This window comes from Photobacterium chitinilyticum (assembly GCF_004104355.1).
Lineage (GTDB): Bacteria > Pseudomonadota > Gammaproteobacteria > Enterobacterales > Vibrionaceae > Photobacterium > Photobacterium chitinilyticum.
Window position 1 is genome coordinate 506354 of sequence record NZ_RJLM01000002.1, and the last position, 25310, is coordinate 531663.

A 25310-nucleotide genomic window follows, 5' to 3' on the forward strand; every position below is an offset into this window, starting at 1 on the left:
GTTTTCTAACTCAGTAGCGTTTTTAGTTGAGTTGCTTGATGACTCGGGCCGGAGAGCCGCCAACCATTGTATCTGGCGGAACATCTTTGGTAACAGTGGAGTTTGCCGCAACGACTGAGCGGGCACCGATAGTGATACCTTGGCAGATCACCACTTGGCCACCAATCCATACGTCGTCTTCAACGACGATGGGCTTGCAGGTCGTCTCCCAGCGTCGTCGGCTCTGATAGTCCAGCGAGTGAGTCGGAGTATAGAACTGGGTGTTCGGCCCGATGAGCACGTTATCACCAATGCGGATTTCGGTATTGTCGAGCATGGTGACGCCCATATTGAGGAAGGTATTGCTGCCGATATGGATAGTTTTGCCGAATTCGCACAAGAATGGCGGTGTAACGATGCTGCCTTCACCAAAGGTGCCAAGTAGTTGTTGCATAAGTTCCTGCAGGGCATCGCCAGGATTGTTGTTAATTTGCTGCTTCAATGCCGCAGCATTATTTCTGAGTAAAGTGATCTCCGGGTCTCGACCGTCAAAGTCGTCGCCGTTTACCATTTTTTCGAACTCGCTCATTGCTTACCTTCGCTGGACTAACAAAGTGGGTTAGAGGGCTAAGTGTAATCTGTAAGAAGGATTAGGTATTGATAACTCTCAAAAGAATGTCATTTTGGAATTCAAGCATTTCTTAATTGGTATTAACCCAGTTAATCATTGGCTGAGTTGTTGCCACTGAGTTCGTCTCTCACCGAATGTGATCCTGAATATGTTTTATGATTCTGGATATGTATTTCGCTGCCATTATATTGCCGATGGTCTTCATAATGTCGCCAAAGCGTTTTTTAAATATGTGGAAATACAATGACTGAAAAAGAAAAGATGCTCTCGGGACTGATGTATCAGGCTTGGGATGCTGAACTACTTGATGAGCGCCAGAAAGCGAAAGAGTTGTGTTATAAGCTCAACCATCTCAGCCCAAGCCAGCCGCAAGTGCGAAAGGCATTGATCAGTGAGCTGTTGGGACTAGAAAGCGATGCTAGTTTAGAATCGCCTTTTAATTGCGATTACGGTTATAACATTAAGGCAGGCAAAGGCTTTTACGCGAATCATGGCTGTACAATTCTTGACTGTGCACCAATCCATATCGGTGACAACTGTTTGCTGGCACCGGGTGTGGTAATTTCAACCGCTGTGCACCCGCTTGACCCGGTTGAGCGGGCATCTGGTGAGGAGTTTGCCAAGAGTATTACAATCGGAAATGACGTGTGGTTCGGCGCGAATGTGACCGTGTGTCCGGGAGTCACAATTGGCGATAATGTGGTTGTTGGTGCCGGTAGTGTCGTGAACAAGGATTTACCCTCTAACACAGTATGCGTCGGGGCCCCGGCAAAACCGATCAAAGAAATAGCGCCAAAGCCATAAAGCTGATTAAGCAAATTGGTACATGACAAACATGTGATTGAGCGAAAGGTGAGTGATCGTTTGGATCACTCACAATAAACGGCAATTAAGAATAATTGTAGCAATTATGAAAGGGTGTTCTCGTTTTTTTTCTTGGCCATGTTTCTGAATTCATGATCGGGTTTGTTGCGTAAGTGTAATGATGGTTTGAGCGGTTAATTATACATACAGATGCTGCGTGACAATGATTTAGAGATGGGCGTACTAATCATTTGTAATTGTTCGATAAACAACCCAAGCATAGATGATATTCAAAATATCGTCATAAAACGTAATTTTATTAGATGATATTCAGTCAGAGCTTATCATTTTGATGCTAAGTGGTTTTTTCGTTGCTTTTTTTTAGTGAATATCTACTTTGGCCAAGCCTTAATAAACGAGATTGGAATGAATCGTATTATTAGAACATGAAGTACATAGTAATTCGTTCCTGATTTTGGTGTTAAGGCTTATGAATGTAACGAGGTTGTTGGCAAAATAGTTAGCAAACGTTTGAATTTGCCACTTTGTGATATCAATAAAAAGACAGGTCAATGTAATGAAGCTGATTATAAAGCTACTGTGTGGAATAGTTGTAGGTATTCTGATGGGGATGATAGCCCCCGACATAATAATAAGAGGCCTGATTACTGCCAAGGTATTCATTAGTCAATTAATCAAGTTCACTATCCCTTTGCTCATATTATTTTATGTTACCAGCGGCATCGCAAACCTACCTAGAAATTCAGGGAAACTGTTGGGAAAAACGGTCGGCTTGGCTTATTTGTCTACTTTGGGCGCGGGTATTTTTGCATTTACTGTCGCGGAGAATTTGTTCCCGGCTCTATTGAGTGGTGCCGGTGAAATGCCTGAGGCTAAAACCATTCTTGCGCCATTTATCCAGCTTAAAATCCCACCACTAATGAACATTATGACGGCACTTACCATTGCCTTTATGTTCGGTTTGGGGATCTCAAGTACAGGTGCGGATCAGCTGAAAAAAGTCAGTGACCAGGGCCGGGATATCATTGAACTATTTTTGAATAAAGTCATTATTCCGGCACTGCCGTTTTATATTGCAGGTGTATTTGCTGATATGACGGTAAAAGGCACGGTATTTGCCACCTTACATACCTTTAGTTTGGTATTGTTGGCTGTTATTACGATGCACTGGTTCTGGTTGGCTGTCCAGTTTATTACCGCAGGTGCGGCTCTGCAGCAATCACCAATTAAGTTATTACGGACCATGATGCCTGCTTACTTAACAGCTGTCGGTACGATGTCTTCAGCGGCGACTATTCCAGTCACTTTACAGCAGACTAAGCGTAACGGCGTCTCTAACACTATTGCTAACTTTGTAGTACCACTGTGTGCCAATATCCATATGTCTGGTTCAGTGATCAGTATCGCGAGTGTGGCTGTTGCTGTCATCATTATGACCGGGGCTGGTGCGGTACCATCCTTATTCGAAGCCTTACCATTCATCGCGATGCTAGGTGTTACCATGGTTGCTGCTCCTGGTGCTCCGGGTGGGGCAGTAATGGCTTCGGTTGGCTTGCTTGGCTCTATGCTCGGTTTTACCGAAGAAATGATAGCCTTACAAATAGTACTTCATTTAGCTCAGGATAGTTTTGGTACAGCCTGTAATGTAACAGGCGATGGTGTTGTTGCGTTGATGATTGACAAGCTTTCCGGTACCCAAGATGAGGTACAAGAAGAGCTGGTGCCCGTAGAAGACGCAATCTAGTTCATGTTCTTTTTGGGCTAATGAAGAAGGCACGGAAGCCTTCTTATTCAAAACTCTGCTGTTTTAACCATCGACCTAACGTCACAATATCGGTTTGTTTGGCCCGCGATTTATCATATACAAAATAGAAACTGTCTCCGGTAAGCAGTTCATGCATGGGAATACGGACAAAGTCTTGCTGACGCTCCTGATCTGTCATGAGGTAATTATTCATCAGGGCTATGCCTTGATTGTAGCGAGTAGCTTCTGCAGCCAGTAAGACATGACTAAAGTGGTTTATTCTGACGTGCTCTGGTAATTCAAACTCACCATTCTGGCACCAACGTAACCAGTCTTCGCCGGGGCTTTCAGAGGCCGATGAGTATTGCACCGATAGTAGCGGGTGCTGCCATAGTGCATCGGGAAGTGGTCTATTTTTGATTTTCTGCCATAGCTTCTGACCGCACACAGGATAGAGGCGTTCAGTGTACAGAAACTGACTGATAAAGTTATGTTTCGGCGGGCTCACTGTAATAAAACAATCGGCGACCTGATCACTGCACTCGGGCTCATCCGCCACCATGTTTAGCGTAAGTTCTATCTCAGGGTATTGCTTGCGTAAGTCTTCTAATCGTGGGATCAGCCATTTCACTGCCAATGAACTGTATAGCGCAAGACGAATTTTTCCGGATTTGTCTTCCCGAATTTGCTGGCTGACATTTGACAGGTTACCTAACGACTGAGTCACTTCATCAAAATAGCGCTTGCCAATCTCACTCAATGAGAAGGATCGCCCCTGACGGATAAACATGGCCTTACCAAGGTATTCTTCCAGTAACTTGACCTGATGGCTGACCGCACTCTGGGTTACATTTAACTCGTTGGCTGCTTTAGAAAAACTGCCCAATCGTGCGACAGACTCAAAGCATTGCAATGCTCGCAAAGGCGGTAATTTCATTATTAGCTCAGCTCATACTTAAACAATTTTGATCATTATACATGAGCATTATTCATAAGTTATGTTATTGGCTATTAATCAATTCCAGTGTAAAGGAACATAAAATGTCAAAAAAGCTGGCTGATATGGTGTTTGCATATTTGTTTTGTATTCAATCTGTTGCGATGGGTTCAAGAGATATTATCGGTGTGCGTTTGCAACAAAAAGACCGTAATTATTCCTTCTTGAAGGATTGCGAGCAGAATCTGGCTAGTCACCAGCCTTGAACACTTTTGTGTCTGGATAGAATGCATACCATGCAAACCAGTACAACATGGTGGAGGCAAGCTGTTTGCCCTCTGCATCGCTGATCCAGGCCGATTGATTCTGGCTATCCCAATGAATGTTCAGCTGCTGCCCTTCAAACAGGTAACTGAACATTTTTCGATCATGCTTTCGTAGTTCTGATAATGGGAAGGCTATATTTTCCTTGCTTCCTTTGTACCCCAATATTGTTTCTTTAACCGCATAACTTGATGGTGCCTGAATGGCGACCGGGAAGAAAAGACGTGGAGTACGACTATAGCCTGCATAAGGATCTTGTGAATAGCTTCGATAATACCCTGTTTTGGTCGAGAGAACTTTTGTGTCAGGGTGATCAGACTGCCACTGCTTCCAGCGTGTCAACGTCAACGGGTATTGCTTTAAGGAAGTCCCCGCAGCCATTCCGCTAATGGCTTGACCACGAATTTGCGACCATAGCGATTCTGTCTGGTGGTCATACATGAGCACGTCAGAGTTATAGAGCAGGCCAGAGACACCGAAAGTCAGTGTTTGCTTGTCTGACCGGGCAAGGAAAGCCATTCCCGAGCCACAAAGTGGGCAATAGCTAATAACAAACTTGCGACCATCGATACTATCGTTAACGACTTCATGCCAGTTGAGAATTTTAATCGGATAGGCCCGGCTTTTACCGTTCATGATCAGGCCCAATACGGTATCGTGTCCTTTCAGGAATTTTGCTTTGCCTGCATCAATAAAATGCGGGTTGAGGATTGCGGGTATGCCATCTCTCCCCGGCCCGCCAGAAAGGATCTGTTCGGTAGGAACGGTAAGGCGGTCGAGGTTAAAGCCGTTAAGCGATGCGGCATGCATACTTAACGGCAGAGTGAAGATAAGTCCGTAGAAAAAAGTTAACAATAGCTTCATTATTCCCCCTATTCGCGCTTATTAGATATAGACCGTGGCCTGATAGGGATCTTTCAATAAACTGTCGACTATTTTACCTTGATCAACGTTCTGTATTTGAATAGAAACGTTGCCGATATTGTTCCGGAGTACATTGGGCATGCCGTTTAAACAGTGTGATAAACGGAGAGGCCTGATGATAGCCCAAGGTTAGGGCAATTTCCTTTATCGACATGCCCTTACGTAATAGGTGAAGTGAGTAAATAAACTTACGACGCTGTCGCCATTCGGTAAAACTCATTCCTAGCTTGTCTTGGCAGTGCCTTGCCAGCGTCCGCTCTGTAGTATGAAGCTGAATGGCCCAGTCCTTGACTGTTTTTGCGGTGGTTGGGTCTTGGTCAAGCTCCTGCAAAATTGGTTTGAGCAGCTTGTCGTCACTATTGGGTAAAAATTGGTCGTGCTCTTGGGCTTTGAGTACCTGATCCAGCAGAACTTTCACTAACCGCAGATCTTGTTCAGATTCAGGTACGGCAATACGCCTCTCTTTCAGATCACCAACAATGGCCTCCATGATCGGACTGACTTCAAGCAGACAGGCGTAGCGAGGAAGTGCGTCGGCTAGTGGTGATACAATGTTCATTGAACAGTAATTCAAGCTACGGCGCATGTAGCTCTCGTGCTCGATACCGGCGGGTACCCAAACGGCATACTGTGAAGGTGACAGAAAACGCTTTTCATCGGTTGTGAGTTCGAGAATACCGCCGTTGATCAGTTGCAGCTGTCCCCACGGATGGCTGTGCCGCGGAGTCGTAGTTTTGGGAAGAAAGACTTCGTGGCCAAAGAAAATCTCCCCCGGGGGGTTATTGTTATCAAATAATGGTTGGTAGATTTTCTTCATCTTAAAGGATTTCTATATACAGCGGGCGTAAGGGCTACGTTAATAATCTACGCATGGCTTGGCAAGGACTTCTACTTTGTAGTGAGTAACGATAGGTCTCGTTAATACAAGACTTGTTGCTAGAAAAGGGCTGACACTTGTGTCTGGGGCTGACAAGCCGTAGCATTAGCTGTTTGTTGCCTATTTAAATATTGTCTCCAGTAAATAAAACAAGGAATTAAATGACATTTATCGTTCGTCAAGTCCACAGGCACTGGGTTGCTGTTACGCTTTTTTTCTTACTTGCTATAACTTTCCTTTCTCTTACCCCACAGGCGAGTTTACCTAGTGTGCCTGGAACAGATAAAAGCCATCATTTTATTGCCTATGCAGCATTGATGTTTGTGGTTGCCTTGAGAAGGCCGAAATACTGGTTGTTGATTGGTCTGTTTTTTTTCTGCTGGAGTGGCGGGATTGAAATTTTGCAACCCTACGTTAACCGCTATGGTGAATGGCTGGATTTGGCTGCAAACGGGGGAGGTCTGATTTGCGGGGTGATCTTGGCGACAGTTATAACCTGGCTGTTTCCGCAAGTCGTTAATGAATACAGCTAGAGCAAATAGCTAACGCAAACAGCCTCATGATAGAGTTTTCTATCAAATTCAGCCTCCGATCAACACGGTTGGCATTCCCATAACAATGGTTCCGCCATGGGCTGTGGTGTCTCCCATACGAGCCGCGGGCTTACTGTTTACCAGTACGGTAGCGCTGCCTTTCACCACACTGTCCGGTGGGCCGACGCAGATACATATCTGCCCCAATGTTGCCGCGGGCATATTGCCGATTAATACTGTTGTTGGCAGTGGGAGAAGTGGCCCTCCAACATGCGGGATCGGCACGACGGCCGGGGTTTGCATTGGGCAGACATGCATATCGGTAGCCCTTGCTGCTGGTAGCATGATTACACTCCTATTTGACCATTACCGCCCTGCGCGATATGTAAACCGATTTTGAAATACTGTGCATAACGAGATTTTGCAGAGAGGCCGTCAGGCAATACTGCGCACAGATTTACCGCGCCTGCTACTGCGTGGGAATATAAATATTCCGGCGGTGGTACCACAGGCTCTCCTGCCGCAATCATACTTCCGCCGCTCCAAAAAGCCGCCTGGGCTACCCAGCCTGCGCCGGTTTGTAACTGAGCCTGCTCTGCCATTTGCTCAGCAAACCGGCGAGAGGTTTCATCTGGCGTATGAACCCAGGCTTTTGCTGCCCGGATCGCATTGGCTTCATCCGGGCTCCAGTCATTTCGCTGATCAGCGCAGCAGCATGCCCACCAGACGGCTTCTCTTACGGGCAGGGCATGGGCGATAAAGATGGCTGTATCGCTAAAAAACTCGGCTTTTATAGCTGCATCAATCAGGGCTGCCGGTTCAATATATTGTTCTACCAGCTCGAGGATCTCGTCGCTTGCTTCATAGCAGGACAAAATATCCTTGGCTGATTGGTGTGGGATCTTTAAATAAGTCATTAGTTAACCTTCGCTATTGCACCCTGGATCTGAACCATCGCACCCGCTTTTACTTGTGTCATTGCGCTACCGTTTACTTCGACCAGCGCTCCTTTGACATCGGTTTTCGCCTGACTTTCGATGGTAACCATTGCGGCTTTCATTTCTGCTTTTGCCTGCCCTTTTATTGATATCTGCGCGCCTGAAATCTTAATCCCGCTTTGGCTGAGTTCAATAGAGGTACTGCCAACGGAGAGTTTGATTTTGGTTTGGCCTTTGATGTCGATGCTCTGGCCATCGACGAGGACCTTGGATGAGGCACTTATTTCTGCGTTTTTACCGGCTTTGCTATTAATGGTGGCATCAGATTGTAATGATAGATCTTTTTTGGCGCTGGCCGAGAACTTATCCTCCGTTTCAAAGCCCATTGCTTCTTTGCTTTTCCAACTGACAGTTTTTTCGGCCTCTAGGCTGGCAAGTCCTTTGATGGTTTGTTTGAGGTCATTTTTGACATTGATATTGAAATCTTTCTCGGCCTGGAGGAATACTTCTTCTTTGTCTTTTTTGTCCTCAAACCTGAGTTCATTGGCGGTGTTACTGCTGCCCTTGGGGGTGGATCTTGTCTTTATACCGCTCTGGGTTGCAGCGCTGTATGGAGGCTTGTTCTTGCCATTATATATCGAGCCTGAGATCACTGGACGGTCAGGGTCGCCATCAATGAAGCTTACCAGTACCTCGTCACCTATACGTGGAATGAACTGGATGCCAAAGCCATTGCTGGCAGTAGGCTGGGCGACAGGGATCCAGCATGAGCTGTTTTCGTCCTTTTTACCGTCTTTGTTCCAGTGGAAGTGAACCTTGATCCGGCCGAGTTTATCTTGGTTGACTTCTTCTCCGCTGGGCCCGCTCACTTCTCCGCTCTGGATACTATGTATACGTGGTTTATCAATAAAAGCCGGTCGCCAAGCCACGCTTGCCGGGATACATTGGAAGTTGTTCTGATACTCGGTATGGGAGCCTGACTCACTGGCATCAAAGACGTGTTCTGCCTGGGTTATTACATATTCCTGGTTGAACGCGGCCTCGGTATGATCGGTAAGGGTAAAACGCATACCGGCACCGAGTGATGAAATTGCGGAGGAGGCTTGAACTATCACTTTCTGGCAATCGCGACTTTCCATCTGTCTTTTGGCGGCATCCCGAATGGCACTTTTAGTGGTATTACCCTGACCAAAAAAGTATTCGCTGAGGGCGCTATTTTTAACCGAGGCTGTCGTATTCCTCTCTCCACTGGTTAAACATTCGGCCAGTTCTTCACTATGGTCGGCTAGAGATAATTTACTGATGCCAAGTTGGTTCCGGTAGTGCCATTGGCTAATCGAAAATGTTTTGTCACTTGCTTGAATAACAAAAGGAACTACGCTGTTTTCTGCTTTAGCAAAATCCTGATTACTGTCCGCGATGACGACGGTGGGCTGTCTGCCGCTATGGTCACAATGGTAGTGCCAGCCTTCGGATGCCATCAAGCGTTTAATAAAAATCAAGTCACTTTCATTATATTGAATGCAGTAGCTGTGTTTGATGCCTGCCCTACGAGGCGAAAGTTTGAAGTAGCTTTTTAAGCCGGAGTCGGACAATACCTTTTCTATGATTTGTTTTGTGGTCATGTCCTGAAAACTACGACTGGTTGTTCGGTAGGCAAAGATAGAAAGCGGGTCGATGGCTTCGACACGGTAAGTATAAAGTTGCTTGTTGATACTAAATTCAAGGTTTTCTAATGATGTGATTATGGCAAAGAAAGCTCGGGCTTTCTTTCTATGTCCTTCGATACCTGGCGAGTATTGAACCTCCAGAGTTTTACCAAGGGCTTTCTCGGATAATTTTTCTTTTGAAATAAGAGTTGCCGTGAAACTTGAACTATCGGAGATCTGTTCTTTTATCGTTAAGTGGGTAACGATGTACGGCCCTTTGCCATCCAACTTTGCAAGAATAGGGCGCTGTTCTTCATTATAATTGGGGGCTGACATGTCGTGACTCTCTTATTGTTCTACAAAGATTTTTAAAAACTCAAAAGTGAAAGCATATTAAGTTGAGATTGAGTGTCAAGTGTTGCATTGCTGTTAAGTGCTGTTCTATTTTTGTTGGTTTTCATGGCGTGTTAACAAAACTGGCCTTTAAAACTGACCTTTATTTATAAATCATCAAAGATGTTAAATATAATTATATATTAAATATACCTTTCAAACAGCTCAGATGAGTTTGTTTAATTGACCACCAAAAACTTAATATCATGAGTATATTAAGTAGGGTATAAAGGTGTAAATATATTACACCTTTAATGTGTCCAGTTAAACCTGCTTATTCTAATTAATACTATCATTGCAAATAAAATAGCGTTTTAAAAATATTTTTCATGCTGAAATCGATTTCACTGGTGGATTCAGGTCAAAATATACCCCTTTAGTGTTATATGCAATTCCATTTATTGTCATATATTCCGAAATAAAGTATTCCAATGCGTCGCTTTAAGATGTCCAGTATTCAATACATATGTTTTGTGTGGTCTGATGAGGAAAAAAATATTGTTAAATTACATAATCAGCTGATAGGATTCACAAATTATATATTAAATGTAATTAATGATTATAAGCGCATGAGCAACAGGTCTCATTGCCATGTACGGTTTTTTTTAATATTAAAATATATGCATGCAACTTGTTTTTTATTAAAGGGCTGTTGTAATTAGAATTATTAACAGCTTATTTAGTGATTACTAATAAATATAAGTGACGGATACAATGAAATTTACTGAGAGCCAACGTCAGGGTTTATTGTCGCCATTGATGGAAGATAGTTTCTGCGGCTTGTATTTAAAATCAGATAGGCAGGCATTTCGGCCGCTTCGCAATGAGTTCAATTTAGCTCAGACATCATTAAGAAAACTTACTCAACATCCTGAATTGAGTGAGCTCGATGTATTACTGGAAGAGAACAGTAATAATTGGGACACATTGTCTACTAGCCTTGTCAATGTGTTTGCTAATTCATCCCGAGATATTGAACTTGTGGGCTGGATGATGGCGGCACAAATTATTATTGACCCTAGTTTATCTGGGACTAAAGAAGCTGCTGCATGGTTTCAGGAATTAGTGACCAAGCATTGGGACTCACTTCAGCCTATTTTGCCAGATAACAAAATTAAAGCAGAGGGTGACGGTGAGCGATCTCGTGAACGTAATGCATTTAAGGTCAAGGCATTTGTCCAGTTGGTTGGTGAGAGCGAAAATAGCGGCCTGCTGTATTCACCGCTGCTGATGACGCCATTAATTGGTGACTTGGACTACACCCTCTTCCAGAGTGAAGAGCATAAAGGTAATTTGTCTGATCTTCGCAGCCAATACCATAACCTTGCCCTGAGTCAGCGAGCAAAGGTGGTTGCACTTATCAACAACCTTGAAGCTACCAAACAGAGCTTTGTTGCGATTGAGCAAAAAGTGACTGATATCTGTAAGCAAAATGGTCAGCCAACGGTTGGTTTTAATTTTGTTATTAGCCTAATAAACAAGATGCTGCGTGCGATTGAATTCATCTCTGGGTTAACGGTAACAGCAGCCCCGCCGGTGAGCGATATACAGCCAGTGCCTGCTGTGCAAACGGAACAGGCTGTAGAGCACTCACAAGGAACCATTTCGGAATACGCTGATATGCAAGGGAACCCTGCTGCTACCCACACTGTTTCAATCTCATCACTTGCCGATCAGCAAGTGACTAACCGTGATCAGGCATTTCACCAAATACGAGATATTGCAGACTATTTCAGAAAAACTGAACCCCACAGCCCGGTGGCGTATTTGCTTGAGAAGGCCATACGCTGGGGGTATATGCCATTACCTGAACTAATGACTGAGTTGCTATCGAATCAACAAGAAACGATTGATCGGATATTCAACCTGACCGGGCTGGATGAAGAAGGGGCGATAACATTGCCTGAGGTTAATCATGCAGTGACTCCGTCTCCCATTCTATCTCCGTCGGCGGGCACGCACGAGCCAGAGCCAGCGGTAGAAATGAAGCCTGTTTCCCCTGTTATTGAAACAGAGAAAACACCTAATCAAGAACCACAAAAAACAGAGCAGCAAGCGAAATCTAACAATGCATTGCAGTGGTAGATCATGCTGTTACTGCTTAATCATAAAAAAAGAGGATAGTTATTATGGCGAGCATTTACATGCGTATCGACGGTGTTCAAGTTGATGGCGGAGCAACCGTTGAAGGGTTGCCGGGCGAGGGTTGGTTCGCACTAAATTCATACAGCTGGGGTGCAGTACGTTCTGTTGCTATGGATATTGGTAACGGTACGAATGCTGATTCAGGCATGGTTGCTATGAGTGAAGTGAACGTAACTAAGGAAGTGGACGGTGCATCTGAAGATCTGCTGTCTTTCCTATTCAGCCCTGGTCCTGAAGGCAAAGATGTTGAGATCGTTTTCACTAAGCCTGCACGCGACGGTTCTGGTGCAGAAATCTACTTCCAGGTGAAGCTGGATAAAGCCCGTCTTGTTTCATACAACGTAAGTGGTTCTGACGGTTCACAGCCATTTGAAAGCATTGCGCTTTCTTACATTCAGCTAGATCAGCTGCACTGGCATGAAGACAACGGCGGCAAAATGGAAAAAGGTGGTCTTGTTTCTTACCACGTACCACAAGGCAAGATGCTTTCAGGCTCGAAGTAATCTGCAGTTGTGCGCCGTTGATAAAACGGCGCATAGCAACTGTTTTGTTAGGCTTCATCATTAATCAAAAGGTAGGGAAGCATGGCTCTCAACTCGCAACATAAGCGTGTTAGCAAAAACCGCGTCAGCATCACTTATGACGTAGAAACCAATGGTGCAACTGAAACAAAAGAACTGCCTTTTGTTGTGGGTGTTATTGGTGAGTTCTCTGGTCATAAGCCAGAAAGTGAAAAAGTCGATCTTGAAGAACGTGAATTTACCGGTGTCGATAAAGATAACTTCGACACTGTGATGGAACAGATCAGCCCAAGTCTGTCATACAAAGTCGACAATAAACTGGCCAATGACAATAGCCAGTTTGAAGTGAACCTGAAGTTCAAATCCATGAAGGATTTCCACCCTGAGCACCTGGTTGAAAATATCGACCCGCTAAAACAGTTGGTTGATACTCGTAACCAGCTGAAAGTGCTGCTGAGCAAAGCCGATCGCTCTCGCGATCTAGAGCGACTGCTAAAAGAGCTGCTGCAAAGTGCAGATGCAATTCAGCATCTTGCCGGCGAACTGGGTGTCGAAAAAGGGGAGACAGAATAATGTCGACTGAACAACAAGCTGTAGCTCAGCAAACTGAAGCGGCCGGCGTTGAAGCCGGTTTCCTGGATCGTGCGATTTCGGCTACGACACAAACCCCGGTTGATACCACCAAAGAATTGCTGTCTGTACTGACCTCGCAGGCGCTGGAAGGCACGGTAACCTGGGATAAGAACCTGACACTGACCATTGAGAAAGCGATTGCGGCGCTGGATGTGAAAATTTCAGATCAGCTTTCTACAGTGATGAAAAATGAAGCTTTCCAGAAGCTGGAAGGTACATGGTTGGGTCTGCAGAAACTGGTAAAAAACAGTGAGCTGGGCCCAGACCTTAAAATCAAGCTGGCTGACTACACCAAAGACGAGCTGCTTGAGCAGTTTGAAGATGCGCCTGCCATTGACCGCAGCCGCTTGTTCACCATGATTTACCAAGAAGAATTCGGCACTGCCGGTGGCCAGCCTTACGGTGTGCTACTTGGTGATTACGAATTTGGCTACGGTGACGAAGACGTGGCCCTGCTTCGCTATATGGGTGAAGTAGCTGCCGCTTCGCATGCACCGTTTATTGCTGCTGCCAATGCGACGATGTTTGATTTTGAGTCGTTTGAAACTTTTAACGAAGGCAAACCAGTAGCTGCAGGCTTTGACTCGCCAGCCTATGCTAGCTGGAATGCGTTCCGTGAAAGCGATGATTCACGTTATGTTTCATTGACGCTGCCTAAAACTATCGCTCGCCTGCCTTACGGGCAGGGTACGGTACCGGTGAGCTCTTTCCAGTATGAAGAATTTGCTACCGATGCAAATGGCAAGGCTGTACCTCAGTCTCAGGATGATTTCGTCTGGAGCAATGCCGCGTATGAATTCGGTCTGCTGCTGACCCAAGCTTATACTCAGTACGGTTGGTGTACGGCAATCCGTGGTACGGATAACGGCGGTAAGGTCGAGAATCTACCTAACTTCACCTATTTCTCACCAGCTGGCGACTTGCTCCAGCAGTGCCCGTCAGAAGTGAACCTGACCGATGAGCGTGAGAAAGAGCTAAGTGATTTGGGCTTCCTGCCTTTGGTGCATTACAAGAACACCAACTACGCGGTCTTTATGGGTGCGCAAACTGCCCATAAACCAAAAACGTATGTTGATCCTGATGCAACTGCGAATGCAGCAATTTCTGCACGTCTGCCGTATACAATGGCCAGTAGCCGTATTGCCCAGTACCTGAAAGTGATGGGCCGTGACCGTATCGGTTCGAACATTGATGCGGGTGAGATTGAGAAAGAACTGACCAACTGGATCCAGCAGTACGTTAACCCGAATGCAATTGGTAACGAAGCGAAAGCCAAGTACCCACTTGTCGAAGCTCGGGTTGTTGTCGAGGAGCAGACGGGTCGTCCGGGTAGCTACTCAGCGATTGCCCACCTTCGCCCATGGTTACAAATGGAAGAACTCACGACCTCGCTACGCATGGTCGCGAACATTCCTGGCTAATCAAAATTCTCGGGAGCTTCGGCTCCCGAGCGGAGCATCTATGACAGTAACCAATCCGACATCATCCGCCAATGTCTTACATGACCTAGGGTTGTGGCGAATGTTGTTTGAGCATGCCCGCCAGCACGATGCAAGCCAATTTAAGGCCCTGCTGAGCAGGGTGATCACTCAGCTGGACCAGTTGTTAAGCGAGCAACTTTCTGCCGTTATTCAAGCTGAAGAATTCAAGCGGCTTGAAGCCTCATGGTCAGGGTTGCACAGTTTAGTTCAGCTTCCTGTGTCGAGCCGCCGGATTAAAGTGAAGCTGCTTGATTTTAGCTGGAACATGTTATCGACGGACTTGAACCAGTCGTTTGAAATCAGCCGCAGCGCACTGTTTAAAAAAATCTACGCCAAGGAACTCGATACCGCAGGGGGCCAGCCTTTTGGCTTGCTGGTGGTTGATCATCATGTTCATTCCGATTTGGACGAGAGCTGTGATTTCGATGATCTGTATACGCTGCAATTGCTGGCAGAGCTCGGTGAGCGCTCGCTGTGCCCGGTGGTACTGGGCGTTGACAACTATTTCTTTGGCGATGACCCTGCCAGATTGGCACACGACCACGCCAGAATAAACCGTATTCTGACCAGTCAGGATTTACAGAGCTGGCAGCTGTTACGACAGCACCACTCAAGTCGTTTTTTGCATCTGGTCTTGCCCCAATACCGGATCCGCACCCCGAGACAGCATTACCCGGCAGGCTTTGTGTTTAATGAAGCCAATACCAACAGCAGTGTGTTGTGGGGGAATGCCGCTTATTTATTGGCAGCGAATGTGATCCGTGAGTTTGATCGTATTAGCTGGTTTGGTTTTTTAAGGGCGCATGATGCGACTGGCAACCATGGGGTGCTGATTGATTTAAACGACAGCGTCTGCACGCCACTGAAAGCTCGTATTGATATTTTCAGCGAAAGTGATGGTTTCTGGGCCGATCAGGGATTCGTTCCGGTTTCGAGTATTTATCTTAGTGGACAGCTGGGGCTGTTTAGCAACCAATCGGTATGGAAGCCGGCCAACGAAGCCAGCAAAACCAGCGGGATGCTGCAGACCAATCTGATGGCCTGTCGTTTTGGTCATTACATCAAAGCCCAGATGCGTGATCGTGTCGGTAGCTTTGATAGCGCGGCAACGTGCCAGCGTGACCTGGACAAGTGGTTACAGACTTATATCAGCAATGTGGACTATGGTGACGAGTCGATTATGGCACGTTACCCCCTCAAGCATGCAGAAGTCCGTTTTGTTGCTGATCGCCACGATTCCACTCGCTATCGCTGCGAAATCAAGTTGCAGCCGCAATATCAGTACGAAATGCTCGACACCCATATCACGCTGATGACTGATGTTTCGTCTGACAAGCTGGGAGAAACACCATGAGTTTGATGGCCAAACTGAAAGGTCAATGGCGTGGGGATGTCGATGATATTCGCGATGCCATTATTGAAAACCTGTCGGCTGTGCTGTCGGCACGGGCTCCGATGTGGCAGAACACGGAACTGAGCCCGCAGGTGCGTGACTCGATTGCTGCATTCGGCATGGTGAGCTCGTTGCGTAGCCAGGGTAAAAGCAGCAGTGATGTGATCCTCCATGATGTTAAGCAGCTGATTGTTCAATTTGAGCCGAGGCTGAAAGAGGTTGTTGTCGAGCTGGACGAAAATTCAGTGGCAACCAACAAGCTCAAGTTCCGGATTGAAGGCCTGATCAGCAGCAAGTTTAGTGAAGAAGTGGTGGTGTTCGACTCTAGCCTTGATTTTACCACCAGCAGTTTAGATGTAAGGAAGACGAACCTTGTCTGAGTCATTACTAAGTTATTTCGAGCAAGAGCTGGCATTTATCCGTCAGGAAGCGGGTGAATTTGCCCGTCGTCACCCGGGATCGGCTAAATCCCTGGGGATCAGTGATGACAGTGTCGATGATCCGCAAATCTCTCGTTTGATTGACAGTGTGGCGTTACTCAATGCTCGCCTGCAGCAGCGCCTGGATGACTCGTTTCCACAACTGACAGATAGTTTGTTGCGGTTGTTATTTCCACACTACCTGCGTCCGATCCCGTCATACAGTATCCTCAAGATGCAACCGTCTGAAGAGGTCAGTGCCCGGCATTTTATTCCGCAAGGTACCCATTTGGGGATCACGGATGCTGATATTGAGCCCACGGTGTTCCGTACCTGTCAGGATGTGACCTTGTACCCGATCAAACTTGGTTCGGCCCATGTGGCGATGGCACCGTTTGATGTGGAGAAACCGCCCGGTGCCGAGCATGCCAAGGCGATGCTGGAAATTCAGCTTCGGACCACGGATCCGAGTATTTTGTTTTCCGATCTCGATCTGACATCGCTGGAATTATTCCTGCGAGGTGAGACGCAGTCAGTACTGCGGTTATACGATTATTTGTTAGCCGGGGTTAAGCAGGTGTGCGTCCAGTATGGCGAACAGCGGGTATCGCTGGCTAGTGATGCGTTGCAACCTGTGGGGTTTGAAAGTCAGCATCAGGTGCTGCCTTACAGCTCGCGCAGTTTTGGCGGGTTTAAGTTGCTGACCGAATTCTTCACCTTCCCCGAACGGTTTCATGTGGTTGCGTTGGATCTTGCTCAATCGTTGCGTTACGCCCATACCAATGAGATCAAGATCCAGCTGTTTCTTGATGATATGGCGATTGACTTGTCGCGCAGCCTCGGCGCGGATAATTTCCATCTGTTCTGTACCCCGATAGTGAACTTGCAGTCGTTGACTGCAGAACCGCTCAGTGTTGATTTTGGACATAGTCAGTACCCGATTGTGCTGGATGCCGGGGGGCAGCAACAGCTTCAGCTATTCGCTATTGATCAGGTGCTTGATGTGACCGATCAACAGAGTTGCGCCGTGCCACCGTTATATGGTGAAAAATACAAAGGTGCAGAGACCGGCCTTAGGTGGCAGCTGGTTCAGGATTGGCATAGCGAGACCGCGCTGTACAGTAGTTTGCGGGTGGCTGATATTGAACATCTGAGTGCTAACAGTGAAGCTCGAACCTGGCTGGTTTCGGCAACGTGCTCTGACGGTGCGGTTGCCGGTCAGTTATCGATTTCCAGCGAGGTAAGCTGCCGCGATTCCATTTCGTTGCCTGCTCGGCTGCAATTGTTGCGTCGTCCGACCAAGCAAGTTCGGATCAAAGCAGCGGAGCAAAATGCCTGGCCGTTGCTGGCTCATCTTCATTTTAACTACCACACCCTGCTGGGAGCAGACGATCCTGTTGCGGCTCTCAAGGCGATGCTGAATCTGTATAACCATACCGAAAGTTCGCAAAACATGGCTTATATCGCAGCTATCCAAGGGATTGAGCAGGAGCAGGTGGTCGCCCCGATCCGCATTTCTGGCAAGAGCTGCTTTGCTTACGGTACCCGTATCAGTGTCACCCTTAGCACCAAGGCTCTGGGCGGCGGCGGGATCGAATTGTTATCCCAGTTGCTCGATCGCTTTTTTGCATTTTTTGCCGGCTTTAACAGTTTTACCCAGGTCGTGATCGTGCTCGAAGGCACGGAAGGGGAACACAAGGTCTTTCCGAGGAGGTCTGGATGCAAGAACATGCTCTGATCCGGCTCCTCCAGCAGCCTTATACATTCGATCTTCACCGTGCGATGCAGCTGGTCAAGCATGAAGCCGCTGTTTTGGGCAAAAGGCCGACAGTATCATTTTCGGCTAGTCTGCTACCGGCTTATCAACAGGCAGATATTGTTGAAGTCAGTAACCCGGTAGCTGGTCAGTGGGCGTTTACCTGTGATCTACCCGCATTGTCGGGCAGTCAGGGTGTCATGCCCCGCCATAGCTACAGTGAATCACTCAAAGAATTATTCGAGCAGGGCAACGATGCCCTGATTGATTTCCTGAACGGTTTTAATAACCGCTATTACCGCTTGCACTGTCAGGCGGAGCTAAAGAATGACTTAGTTGCTCAGGCTGAGGAAGAGCATTTTAGCTGGAATCGTCACAGTCTTTCGCTGACAACGATGCTGGCTAATCTCAATGGTGATCTCGGAAACAACAGAACGTTATCTTCGGATCATCTGATCCAGTATTCGGGATTGCTAGGCATGAAACTGTCCTGTCCGCAGACCTTAAAAGATTTGCTGGCCGACTATTTTGAGTATGAATTTGATGTTGAATACGGCGATGTTGATTATGTCCCTTTGTTGCCATGTAGCGTGACTAAGCTGGGGAAAAAAGGACAGAACAATCAATTGGGTTTTGGTGCACTGGTTGGTAAGAGTGCCGTCACCGCATTCCAGCGTCTGGAAATCATGATCAAACCGAATAACAACCGCCAGTTTAACCAAATCCGGAATGACCGCCAGTTGGTCAGTGCGATAGATGCGTTCGTTCGACATTACATGGGGGTCGATCTAAAGCTGAAACTGATGATTAAAGTTGATGGAAAGTTCCTGCCCGGCCTTCGCCTGAGTACGGAAAGCAGCACCGATATCCGTCTGGCGCAATCGACCTGGCTTGCCCCAAAGCAGATAACCCGAGAACACGTGGTAATGCCACTTAAATAACAGCAAGGACACAGCATGATCAATGTTGAATTACAGAGTCTGGTAAAACGGCTCGCCTTACCATTAAAAAGTGCACTTGAAGCCGCCGCAGGCGATTGTATGGCACGTACTCACTTTAGCATTGAACAAGAGCATTGGTTTAATCAGCTATTGAACGAGCCTAAAAGTGGCTGGGTTGAATTATTGCAGCAGGGCAATATTGGTCGCGACCAGATCGTGGATTTGCTCGCTCGCCATTTAAACGGCCTGTCTCGGGGGAATGATAGTTCTCCGGCTTTGTCTCCGACGTTGGTGGAGCTATTGAAAGACGCGTGGCTGCTGGCATCAGTTAACCACAGCCACGGAGAAGTCAACGGCTATCATATCTTGCTGGTCCTGAAACAGCGGACTGCACAGGGCGGTTATAATGGTGATCTTAGCCCTTGGCTCAATACCCTTTCGACGGAATCTCTCAAAGCGAATGCTGCCAGGCAATTGCCAAGCCAGCATGCCGAACCCAGTATCGGCTCGGCCGAAGTACTGGCAGGGGGCGAGGCCAGCACCGTTGCGTTGGACAAGTACACCCACAACCTGACGGCAGCTGCGCGAAACGGGGAACTGGATCCTATTTCTGGTCGGAATACCGAGATCCGCAAATCTATCGATATTCTTTGCCGTCGTCGGCAGAACAGCCCGATCCTGGTTGGTGATCCCGGTGTAGGTAAAACGGCGATTGTAGAAGGTTTGGCCCAGCAGATTGTTGATGGCAATGTTCCGCCGTCGTTAGCCAATGTTGAATTGCGAACTTTGGATCTGGCTTTGCTACAAGCTGGTGCGAGTATAAAAGGTGAGTTTGAGAACCGCCTGAAAGATGTGCTGGCCGAGGTCAAACAGTCTCCTCACCCGATCATTGTCTTTATCGATGAAGCACACACCCTGATCGGTGCGGGTGGTACTGCTGGTCAGAACGATGCGGCCAACCTGTTGAAGCCGGCATTGGCTCGTGGTGAATTCCGCACCATTGCCGCTACGACATGGGCGGAATATAAACAGTACTTTGAAACCGATGCAGCCCTGACCCGCCGCTTCCAGCTGGTCGCTGTTGGCGAGCCGAGTGAAGATGATGCGATCCAGATGCTGCGAGGCGTGACCCGAGGGCTGGAAAAACACCACCGGGTTAAGGTACTAGAAGAAGCAATTGAATCAGCGGTTAAGTTGTCAGTACGCTTTCTTCCCGAGCGCCAATTGCCGGACAAGGCGATCAGCTTACTCGATACCGCCTGCTCACGTATTGGACTTAGCCAGAGTGCGCTGCCTCAACGTCTTGATGGTTTGGGTGAGCAAATTCGTTATGCCAAAAATGAGATTTCGGCAGTAGAACGCGAACATGCCATGTTGGCTAACGGTACAGACAAGTTAGCAGCTGCGGAGAAAAAGCTTGCTTCGCTGGAGGCTGAATATGAAAAGCTGGAACAGCGCTGGGAAGCGGAGAAGGCTCTGGTTACTGAGATCACTGAGCTACAGGGCATCATAGATGAGAGATATTTTGCTGGTGATGATGTAAGCGAGAGTACAGAGCAGCAGCAGCTTTCTGTAAAGCTTGATGCATTGTATGAGCTGCAAGGTGAATCCCCCCTGGTAATGCCGCAGGTGGATACCCAGACCATCGCCCAGGTAATTTCTCTGTGGACCGGGATCCCTGTCGGCAATATGGTCAAGGACGAGGTCGAACGTCTGTTGCAGCTAGAACAACGAATCGGAGAGCGGGTGATCGGACAGATTGCACCGATACAGGAGATCTCTCAAGCGATCCGTATGTCTCGTGCCGGTCTGACGGATCCGCGCAAACCTATTGGCGTGTTCCTGATGTGTGGGCCTAGTGGCGTCGGTAAAACTGAAACAGCTTTGGCCCTTACTGATCTGCTGTATGGTGGCGAGAAAAACATCACCACCATCAACATGACGGAGTTCAAAGAAGAGCACAAGATCTCAATGCTGCTGGGATCGCCTGCCGGTTATGTTGGCTACGGTAAAGGTGGGGTATTGACTGAGGCAGTGCGAAAAAATCCTTATTCAGTGTTATTGCTTGATGAAATGGAAAAGGCCCACCCTGGTGTTCATGATCTTTTCTATCAAATATTCGATAAAGGCTCGATTTCTGATAGTGAAGGTCGCGATATCGATTTTAGAAATACCATTATCATTATGACCTCTAACGCCGCGGATAGTGCGGTGGTTGACGCCTGTGCGCAGGAAAGACCGTGTATACCGACGTTGACCCAGACGATATTCCCGGCATTGCAGCAGTATTTTAAACCGGCCTTTATCGGCCGCTCGACGGTAGTGCCTTATTTCCCGCTCAATGATGACGAAATGGCGAAAATTGCCCGCTTGTCGCTTCGTCGTATCGAAAAACGTGTGCGTAGTCATTATGGGGCAAGTTTCTCGTATGGTGAGGAATTGATCGAGCACTTGATAGCACAGAACCATTCTCCGGAGACCGGAGCGCGTGCCATCGAGCAGATCATTAACCGAACCCTGATGCCAGAGCTTGCGACGCAGTGCATTGTTCGATTGAGTGCCGGCCAGCCAATCAATGCTGTAAGCATCTATTGTCATGCTGGTGAAGTTAGCTTTGATATCGAATAGTTCAGTACTTGTGATAGGCCTTTAATGGCTAATTGAAAATTGTGCTCAAGTAAAGATGTAGGGGGTAACGATATGTTTGGTAGAAAAAAAAGTTACGACTTGGAAAAAGCACGAGACAGAGACAGCATACTGGCTAATGCGGGTATTGCCGGTGTCGGTACTCAAGGAATATACACACCGAAAGGCAAAGCCAGCGGTGCAAAATTAAAACCTCGCCAGAAGAAGCTTCCAAAGCAGGCTGGTTATACGAAACAGCAAGCTTTAGACGATGCAAAGTTACTGGGTCAGGTAACTATGGATATGCGTAGCGATATCGTCGGTTATGTCGGAGATGTGGTTGATGCAACCAAGGACCTAGGTAGCTTAGCTTCCGGCAGCGGCGGAATTTATACGGCTGGCGGTGGACTTGAATTTACTAATGGCAACATTATCGGTGCGGTGAAGCTCGGTCATGATGTTATCTGTAATATCGTTGAGTGGGCGGGCAAAAGAAAACCTAAAGAGCTACCGGCAAACCCGTTACTTACACCGATAGATGCTGCGTTATATGAAAATACTAAAACAGCGGCATATTTTAAGAAAAGAATGGTCAAGAAGATTGCCGGCGATGCGGTTTCGTTTACCGGCGGTGTGCTGAGTAGTGCAACGCATGTGAATGCTCTGGGTGCTGCTCGCCATGCTCGCTCTGATGCCAAGACTATTGCACACCTGGTTCGGTTTAAGGAGCAGCTCAAGCAATATAAAAGCAAAGGGCTGGCGATTGAATATAAGCTCTGCAAATTAATCATTGATTGCAAAAAGCTCAAAATAGAGTCGCAGTCAGCGGCGCTGGCGGCTGATTGTATTCCGGGCAATGTCATTACCAGTAGTGCAACTGCTGCGGCAGGTTTTATTCATGGACAAACCCTGGCTTATCGTTTGTCGAATATGGAAGCTGATATCGAGAAGGCTGCCAAAATACTGCATTACCGTGCTTTTTATGAGATGGATGATGATTACGGTATTGCTGGTTTATTTGGCGAGCAGGCAACGAACGAATATGCAGCCGAAACGCCTGCTCTGGATATGGTTCGGGAGCTTTTTGCCCAGATAGCTCAGATAGAAAAAGAAAGAGTTCTGGTTAATGTCAAAGGGCATAAGTTGAAAGTCGGTGGTGAACATTTCCGTGCAGATAAGCTGATGCGTGAACCTGCTGGCTGGTTAGTTATTGTCGACAAGTTAAATCTTATTTGATTCTGACTTTATAACTGTTTTTAACATGAGTTGAAAACAGTTATTGCTGTATTTTTTTTATTTGAGGATGTTTATTTTATGCATGAGAATTTCGGTAAAGCTTTCGATCTAGGTAAAGGGATCGGCGATTTTGCAGGGAAAGATCCAAGTAAACGCGAGTTGAAAGATGGTGTTGATCTAGCGGGTAATGTAATTGATTTAACGACGAATATTGTCGATTCTACGCCGCTGGGCGAGATCATTAAAAAGCCGATGGCGTTACTTGATGAACACGGTATGGCTAGGCTTGAGCGAACCAAGATTGCTCAGAATGTTAAAGAGAAGTTTTCCAGTAAGATCAGCCGCGTTGTTGCTCAGAAGATGCACGCATCGAGCATGGTAAAAGCATCAACGGCTGATAGTGTGGGCTATTTATTGAATGTCCATTCTGACCAAGAGTTTATGGATCAGAGTAAAGCGGATTTTGACAGGCATCAGGCAAATCGAGGTCATAAAATCAGACGAAAGCTGCATGATAAATTCCGTGTGGCCAAGAAAAACCCAGTTAAAATCCTAATGATCCCACTGGGGCTTATTCCTGATGGTGGTATTACCAAGAAAGTTGTCAGTGGCCTTCAGTATCTCGGAAATAAAGGCCTTGAAACGCGTAAAGCCCGAAAGAAAAAAGGTTATGCAGCAGGCAATATGGCGGTTCTTGAGCAGCAGATGGGCACGCGGGAGGCACAGCGCAAAATTGCAAAATGGAAAGCAAAAGATATTGCCGAGCTTGGACCAAAACTGCAGAGAAATCTGTATAAATTGAAGCAGTCTGTTGCACTGTTGGAAAGCCGTGAAGCGCAAATGAACGCACAGTATGCTCGTGCGCAGGCTGTCCCTGGTGGTCCAGAAGCGGCTGCGGCGTTAGCGCAACTAAGTCGATGTAATATGGATTTAGCAATGAGCTTTCATGAGAGTAAACACTATATTGAGAAAATTACCTCTATGTGCGAAGTCATGGAAGAGACCGCTTTTGAGACCCGTGCGCACATGGTATTTCTTGATGAGTTGTTAGTACAAACAGAATTGGCTATTAGAGCTAATGCCGATGCTCTTTATAAATAATAGTTATCGGCAATACGAAAGTAGATGAAAGGTGGCTGATAAGACAGCCATAGTTAGATTGTTGTAGAAAAAACAACATATCTAATTTCGATATAAAAGTGCATTAAAAAAATAAATGTCGAAATAATTATTAGGATACGGCAGTGAAGAATAGTCCATTTACAACAGAGCAGCTTCAATGGATACGAAGTTCACTAAAAATTGCGGTTGTGCACGGAGGGGAAAAGGCACAATCGGATAGTTATATCTATGAGAATTTGAGCCCGCGTTCGACCAAAACGTATCAGCCGGTTGCTTGCGATATGGCTGATGCACTGAGGGAGTCTGGTTTCCGGCATGTAGAAGTACTGGCTGAAAATCTAGCGCTGCCTCAGGCGCTGAAAACTCTTGGTATAGATCTGGTGATTACTAATAGCGGAGGTCTGCAAGGCTTTGATTCTATGTGCCACCTACCGTCAATGTTGGAAATGCTGGGGGTGCCGTATGTCGGGCACTCACCAATGACCGCAGGGGTATTGGACAATAAGCACCTGTTTAAGCATGAGATCCATGCCGCCGGGATCCCGACAGCGCCGTTCGTTACTGTTGGTCATGGTGAAAGCGTTAATGATGATGCCAAGCGAGTCATGCTTGATCTTATCGAACAGGAGTTTGGTGAGGCATTTATTGTCAAGCCGGTTTCTGGTCGTGCCTCGATTCATGTTCATCCGGTATTCAAGCGTGGCGAATTGGCCGAGATGGTTGAACTGGTGCAAAAAGCGACCAGTAACACTGTGATGATAGAACCATTTTTGTCTGGGCGTGAATTTGTGGTCGCCGTTGCCGGGCCGACTGTCTTCAAGGATGGTGTATTGGTTGAGCGCGATCAGCCGTTCTCATTTTCGATCACTGAGCGGGTACTTGCGGATGACGAAGCCATCTTCACGTCAATGGATGTTAAACCGATCACCAGTGATCGGTTGTTGAAAGTAGAAGATCCTGAGTTACGTAGCGCGCTGGCTGATATCGGCTCTAGGATATTCAATCAGATGGGCTTGCACACCCTTGTGCGGGTGGACTTGAGAATGGACTCGCGCGGTAAGCTCTTTGTGCTTGAGGCGAATCCGAAACCGGACCTCAAGCGCCCTGAAGGCAGTAAGCTAAGCATCGTTTGCCACGATTTGGCGGGCGAAGGCATGGGCTACCACGATCTGATCCAGTCACTGGTGTTCAACCGTCTGGCTTATCTGCATAAGCATCGCTCTACCACACTGGCGCATTGCTTTACTGAAGAGTTCTTCAGTTTGGCAATGGCCTAGGAGTCGC

General features: G+C 47.0%; 23 protein-coding genes. 16 read left to right on the forward strand and 7 right to left on the reverse strand.

The features are described from left to right. Positions 1-22 precede the first annotated feature (22 nt). A complete protein-coding gene (locus EDI28_RS08345; protein ID WP_128783384.1) occupies positions 23-568 on the reverse strand; it encodes a sugar O-acetyltransferase in 546 nt (181 codons plus the stop codon). A 285-nt stretch (positions 569-853) separates the two neighbouring features. Here EDI28_RS08345 and EDI28_RS08350 point away from each other — a divergent pair, with 285 nt between their 5' ends. Then, on the forward strand, positions 854-1414 hold the full coding sequence (locus EDI28_RS08350; RefSeq protein ID WP_128783385.1) for a sugar O-acetyltransferase: 561 nt from the start codon (positions 854-856) through the stop codon (positions 1412-1414). A 577-nt stretch (positions 1415-1991) separates the two neighbouring features. Further along, entirely contained in the window at positions 1992-3179 is a 1188-nt protein-coding gene (locus EDI28_RS08355; protein WP_128783386.1) for a dicarboxylate/amino acid:cation symporter, read from the forward strand. Between the two features lie 43 nt (positions 3180-3222). On the opposite strand, the gene EDI28_RS08360 is transcribed toward EDI28_RS08355, so the two are convergent. Then, positions 3223-4116 (reverse strand): LysR substrate-binding domain-containing protein, encoded by an 894-nt coding sequence (locus EDI28_RS08360; RefSeq protein ID WP_128783387.1) that lies wholly within the window; start codon positions 4114-4116, stop codon positions 3223-3225. A gap of 104 nt (positions 4117-4220) precedes the next feature. On the opposite strand from EDI28_RS08360, the gene EDI28_RS26890 reads away from it, so the two are divergent. Beyond that, the gene (locus EDI28_RS26890; RefSeq protein WP_164918505.1) at positions 4221-4382 is read left to right on the forward strand and encodes a hypothetical protein; all 162 of its coding nucleotides are present in this window, start codon (positions 4221-4223) and stop codon (positions 4380-4382) included. Here EDI28_RS26890 and EDI28_RS08365 read toward each other — a convergent pair. Together EDI28_RS08365 and EDI28_RS08370 are read right to left on the reverse strand one after the other, a co-directional pair. Beyond that, positions 4366-5304 carry a DUF3179 domain-containing protein gene (locus tag EDI28_RS08365; RefSeq protein ID WP_128783388.1) on the reverse strand — a complete coding sequence of 313 codons (939 nt, stop codon included), beginning with the start codon at positions 5302-5304 and terminating at the stop codon, positions 4366-4368. The genes EDI28_RS26890 and EDI28_RS08365 overlap by 17 nt on opposite strands. Before the next feature lie 82 nt (positions 5305-5386). After that, positions 5387-6181, reverse strand: a complete 795-nt coding sequence (locus EDI28_RS08370; protein ID WP_128783389.1) for an AraC family transcriptional regulator — start codon at positions 6179-6181, stop codon at positions 5387-5389. A gap of 221 nt (positions 6182-6402) precedes the next feature. On the opposite strand from EDI28_RS08370, the gene EDI28_RS08375 reads away from it, so the two are divergent. After that, positions 6403-6774 (forward strand): VanZ family protein, encoded by a 372-nt coding sequence (locus EDI28_RS08375; RefSeq protein ID WP_128783390.1) that lies wholly within the window; start codon positions 6403-6405, stop codon positions 6772-6774. A gap of 48 nt (positions 6775-6822) precedes the next feature. On the opposite strand, the gene EDI28_RS08380 is transcribed toward EDI28_RS08375, so the two are convergent. Genes EDI28_RS08380 through EDI28_RS08390 form a run of 3 tightly spaced genes read right to left on the reverse strand, consistent with a single transcriptional unit; the run spans position 6823 to position 9697 of the window. Next, positions 6823-7119, reverse strand: coding sequence for a PAAR domain-containing protein (locus tag EDI28_RS08380; RefSeq protein WP_128783391.1), 297 nt, complete (start codon positions 7117-7119; stop codon positions 6823-6825). A gap of 2 nt (positions 7120-7121) precedes the next feature. Continuing rightward, entirely contained in the window at positions 7122-7691 is a 570-nt protein-coding gene (locus EDI28_RS08385) for a DUF6931 family protein (protein WP_128783392.1), read from the reverse strand. Further along, positions 7691-9697 carry a type VI secretion system Vgr family protein gene (locus EDI28_RS08390; protein WP_128783393.1) on the reverse strand — a complete coding sequence of 669 codons (2007 nt, stop codon included), beginning with the start codon at positions 9695-9697 and terminating at the stop codon, positions 7691-7693. The genes EDI28_RS08385 and EDI28_RS08390 overlap by 1 nt, the downstream gene beginning before the upstream one ends. 771 nt (positions 9698-10468) lie before the next feature. On the opposite strand from EDI28_RS08390, the gene EDI28_RS08395 reads away from it, so the two are divergent. From EDI28_RS08395 to EDI28_RS08450, 12 genes are all read left to right on the forward strand, one after another. Beyond that, complete coding sequence (locus EDI28_RS08395) at positions 10469-11839, forward strand: type VI secretion system protein TssA (RefSeq protein WP_128783394.1); 1371 nt, start codon at positions 10469-10471, stop codon at positions 11837-11839. Between the two features lie 44 nt (positions 11840-11883). Then, positions 11884-12402 (forward strand): Hcp family type VI secretion system effector, encoded by a 519-nt coding sequence (locus EDI28_RS08400; protein ID WP_128783395.1) that lies wholly within the window; start codon positions 11884-11886, stop codon positions 12400-12402. Positions 12403-12483: 81 nt separating this feature from the next. Next, positions 12484-12993 (forward strand): type VI secretion system contractile sheath small subunit, encoded by a 510-nt coding sequence (gene tssB / locus EDI28_RS08405; protein WP_128783396.1) that lies wholly within the window; start codon positions 12484-12486, stop codon positions 12991-12993. Then, complete coding sequence (tssC, locus tag EDI28_RS08410) at positions 12993-14474, forward strand: type VI secretion system contractile sheath large subunit (RefSeq protein ID WP_128783397.1); 1482 nt, start codon at positions 12993-12995, stop codon at positions 14472-14474. Before tssB ends, tssC begins: the two co-directional genes overlap by 1 nt. Before the next feature lie 40 nt (positions 14475-14514). Continuing rightward, a complete protein-coding gene (locus tag EDI28_RS08415; protein WP_128783398.1) occupies positions 14515-15888 on the forward strand; it encodes a type VI secretion system contractile sheath domain-containing protein in 1374 nt (457 codons plus the stop codon). After that, entirely contained in the window at positions 15885-16307 is a 423-nt protein-coding gene (tssE, locus tag EDI28_RS08420; protein WP_128783399.1) for a type VI secretion system baseplate subunit TssE, read from the forward strand. Before EDI28_RS08415 ends, tssE begins: the two co-directional genes overlap by 4 nt. After that, on the forward strand, positions 16300-18084 hold the full coding sequence (gene tssF, locus EDI28_RS08425; RefSeq protein ID WP_128783400.1) for a type VI secretion system baseplate subunit TssF: 1785 nt from the start codon (positions 16300-16302) through the stop codon (positions 18082-18084). The genes tssE and tssF overlap by 8 nt, the downstream gene beginning before the upstream one ends. Then, positions 18066-19043, forward strand: coding sequence for a type VI secretion system baseplate subunit TssG (locus tag EDI28_RS08430; protein ID WP_128783401.1), 978 nt, complete (start codon positions 18066-18068; stop codon positions 19041-19043). Before tssF ends, EDI28_RS08430 begins: the two co-directional genes overlap by 19 nt. Positions 19044-19058: 15 nt before the next feature. Next, positions 19059-21671 (forward strand): type VI secretion system ATPase TssH, encoded by a 2613-nt coding sequence (gene tssH, locus EDI28_RS08435; protein ID WP_128783402.1) that lies wholly within the window; start codon positions 19059-19061, stop codon positions 21669-21671. Positions 21672-21743: 72 nt separating this feature from the next. Then, a complete protein-coding gene (locus EDI28_RS08440; protein ID WP_128783403.1) occupies positions 21744-22904 on the forward strand; it encodes a hypothetical protein in 1161 nt (386 codons plus the stop codon). 30 nt (positions 22905-22934) lie between these two features. Further along, positions 22935-24005 carry a hypothetical protein gene (locus EDI28_RS08445; protein ID WP_128783404.1) on the forward strand — a complete coding sequence of 357 codons (1071 nt, stop codon included), beginning with the start codon at positions 22935-22937 and terminating at the stop codon, positions 24003-24005. Between the two features lie 143 nt (positions 24006-24148). After that, positions 24149-25303, forward strand: coding sequence for a D-alanine--D-alanine ligase family protein (locus EDI28_RS08450; protein WP_128783405.1), 1155 nt, complete (start codon positions 24149-24151; stop codon positions 25301-25303). Positions 25304-25310 lie beyond the last annotated feature (7 nt).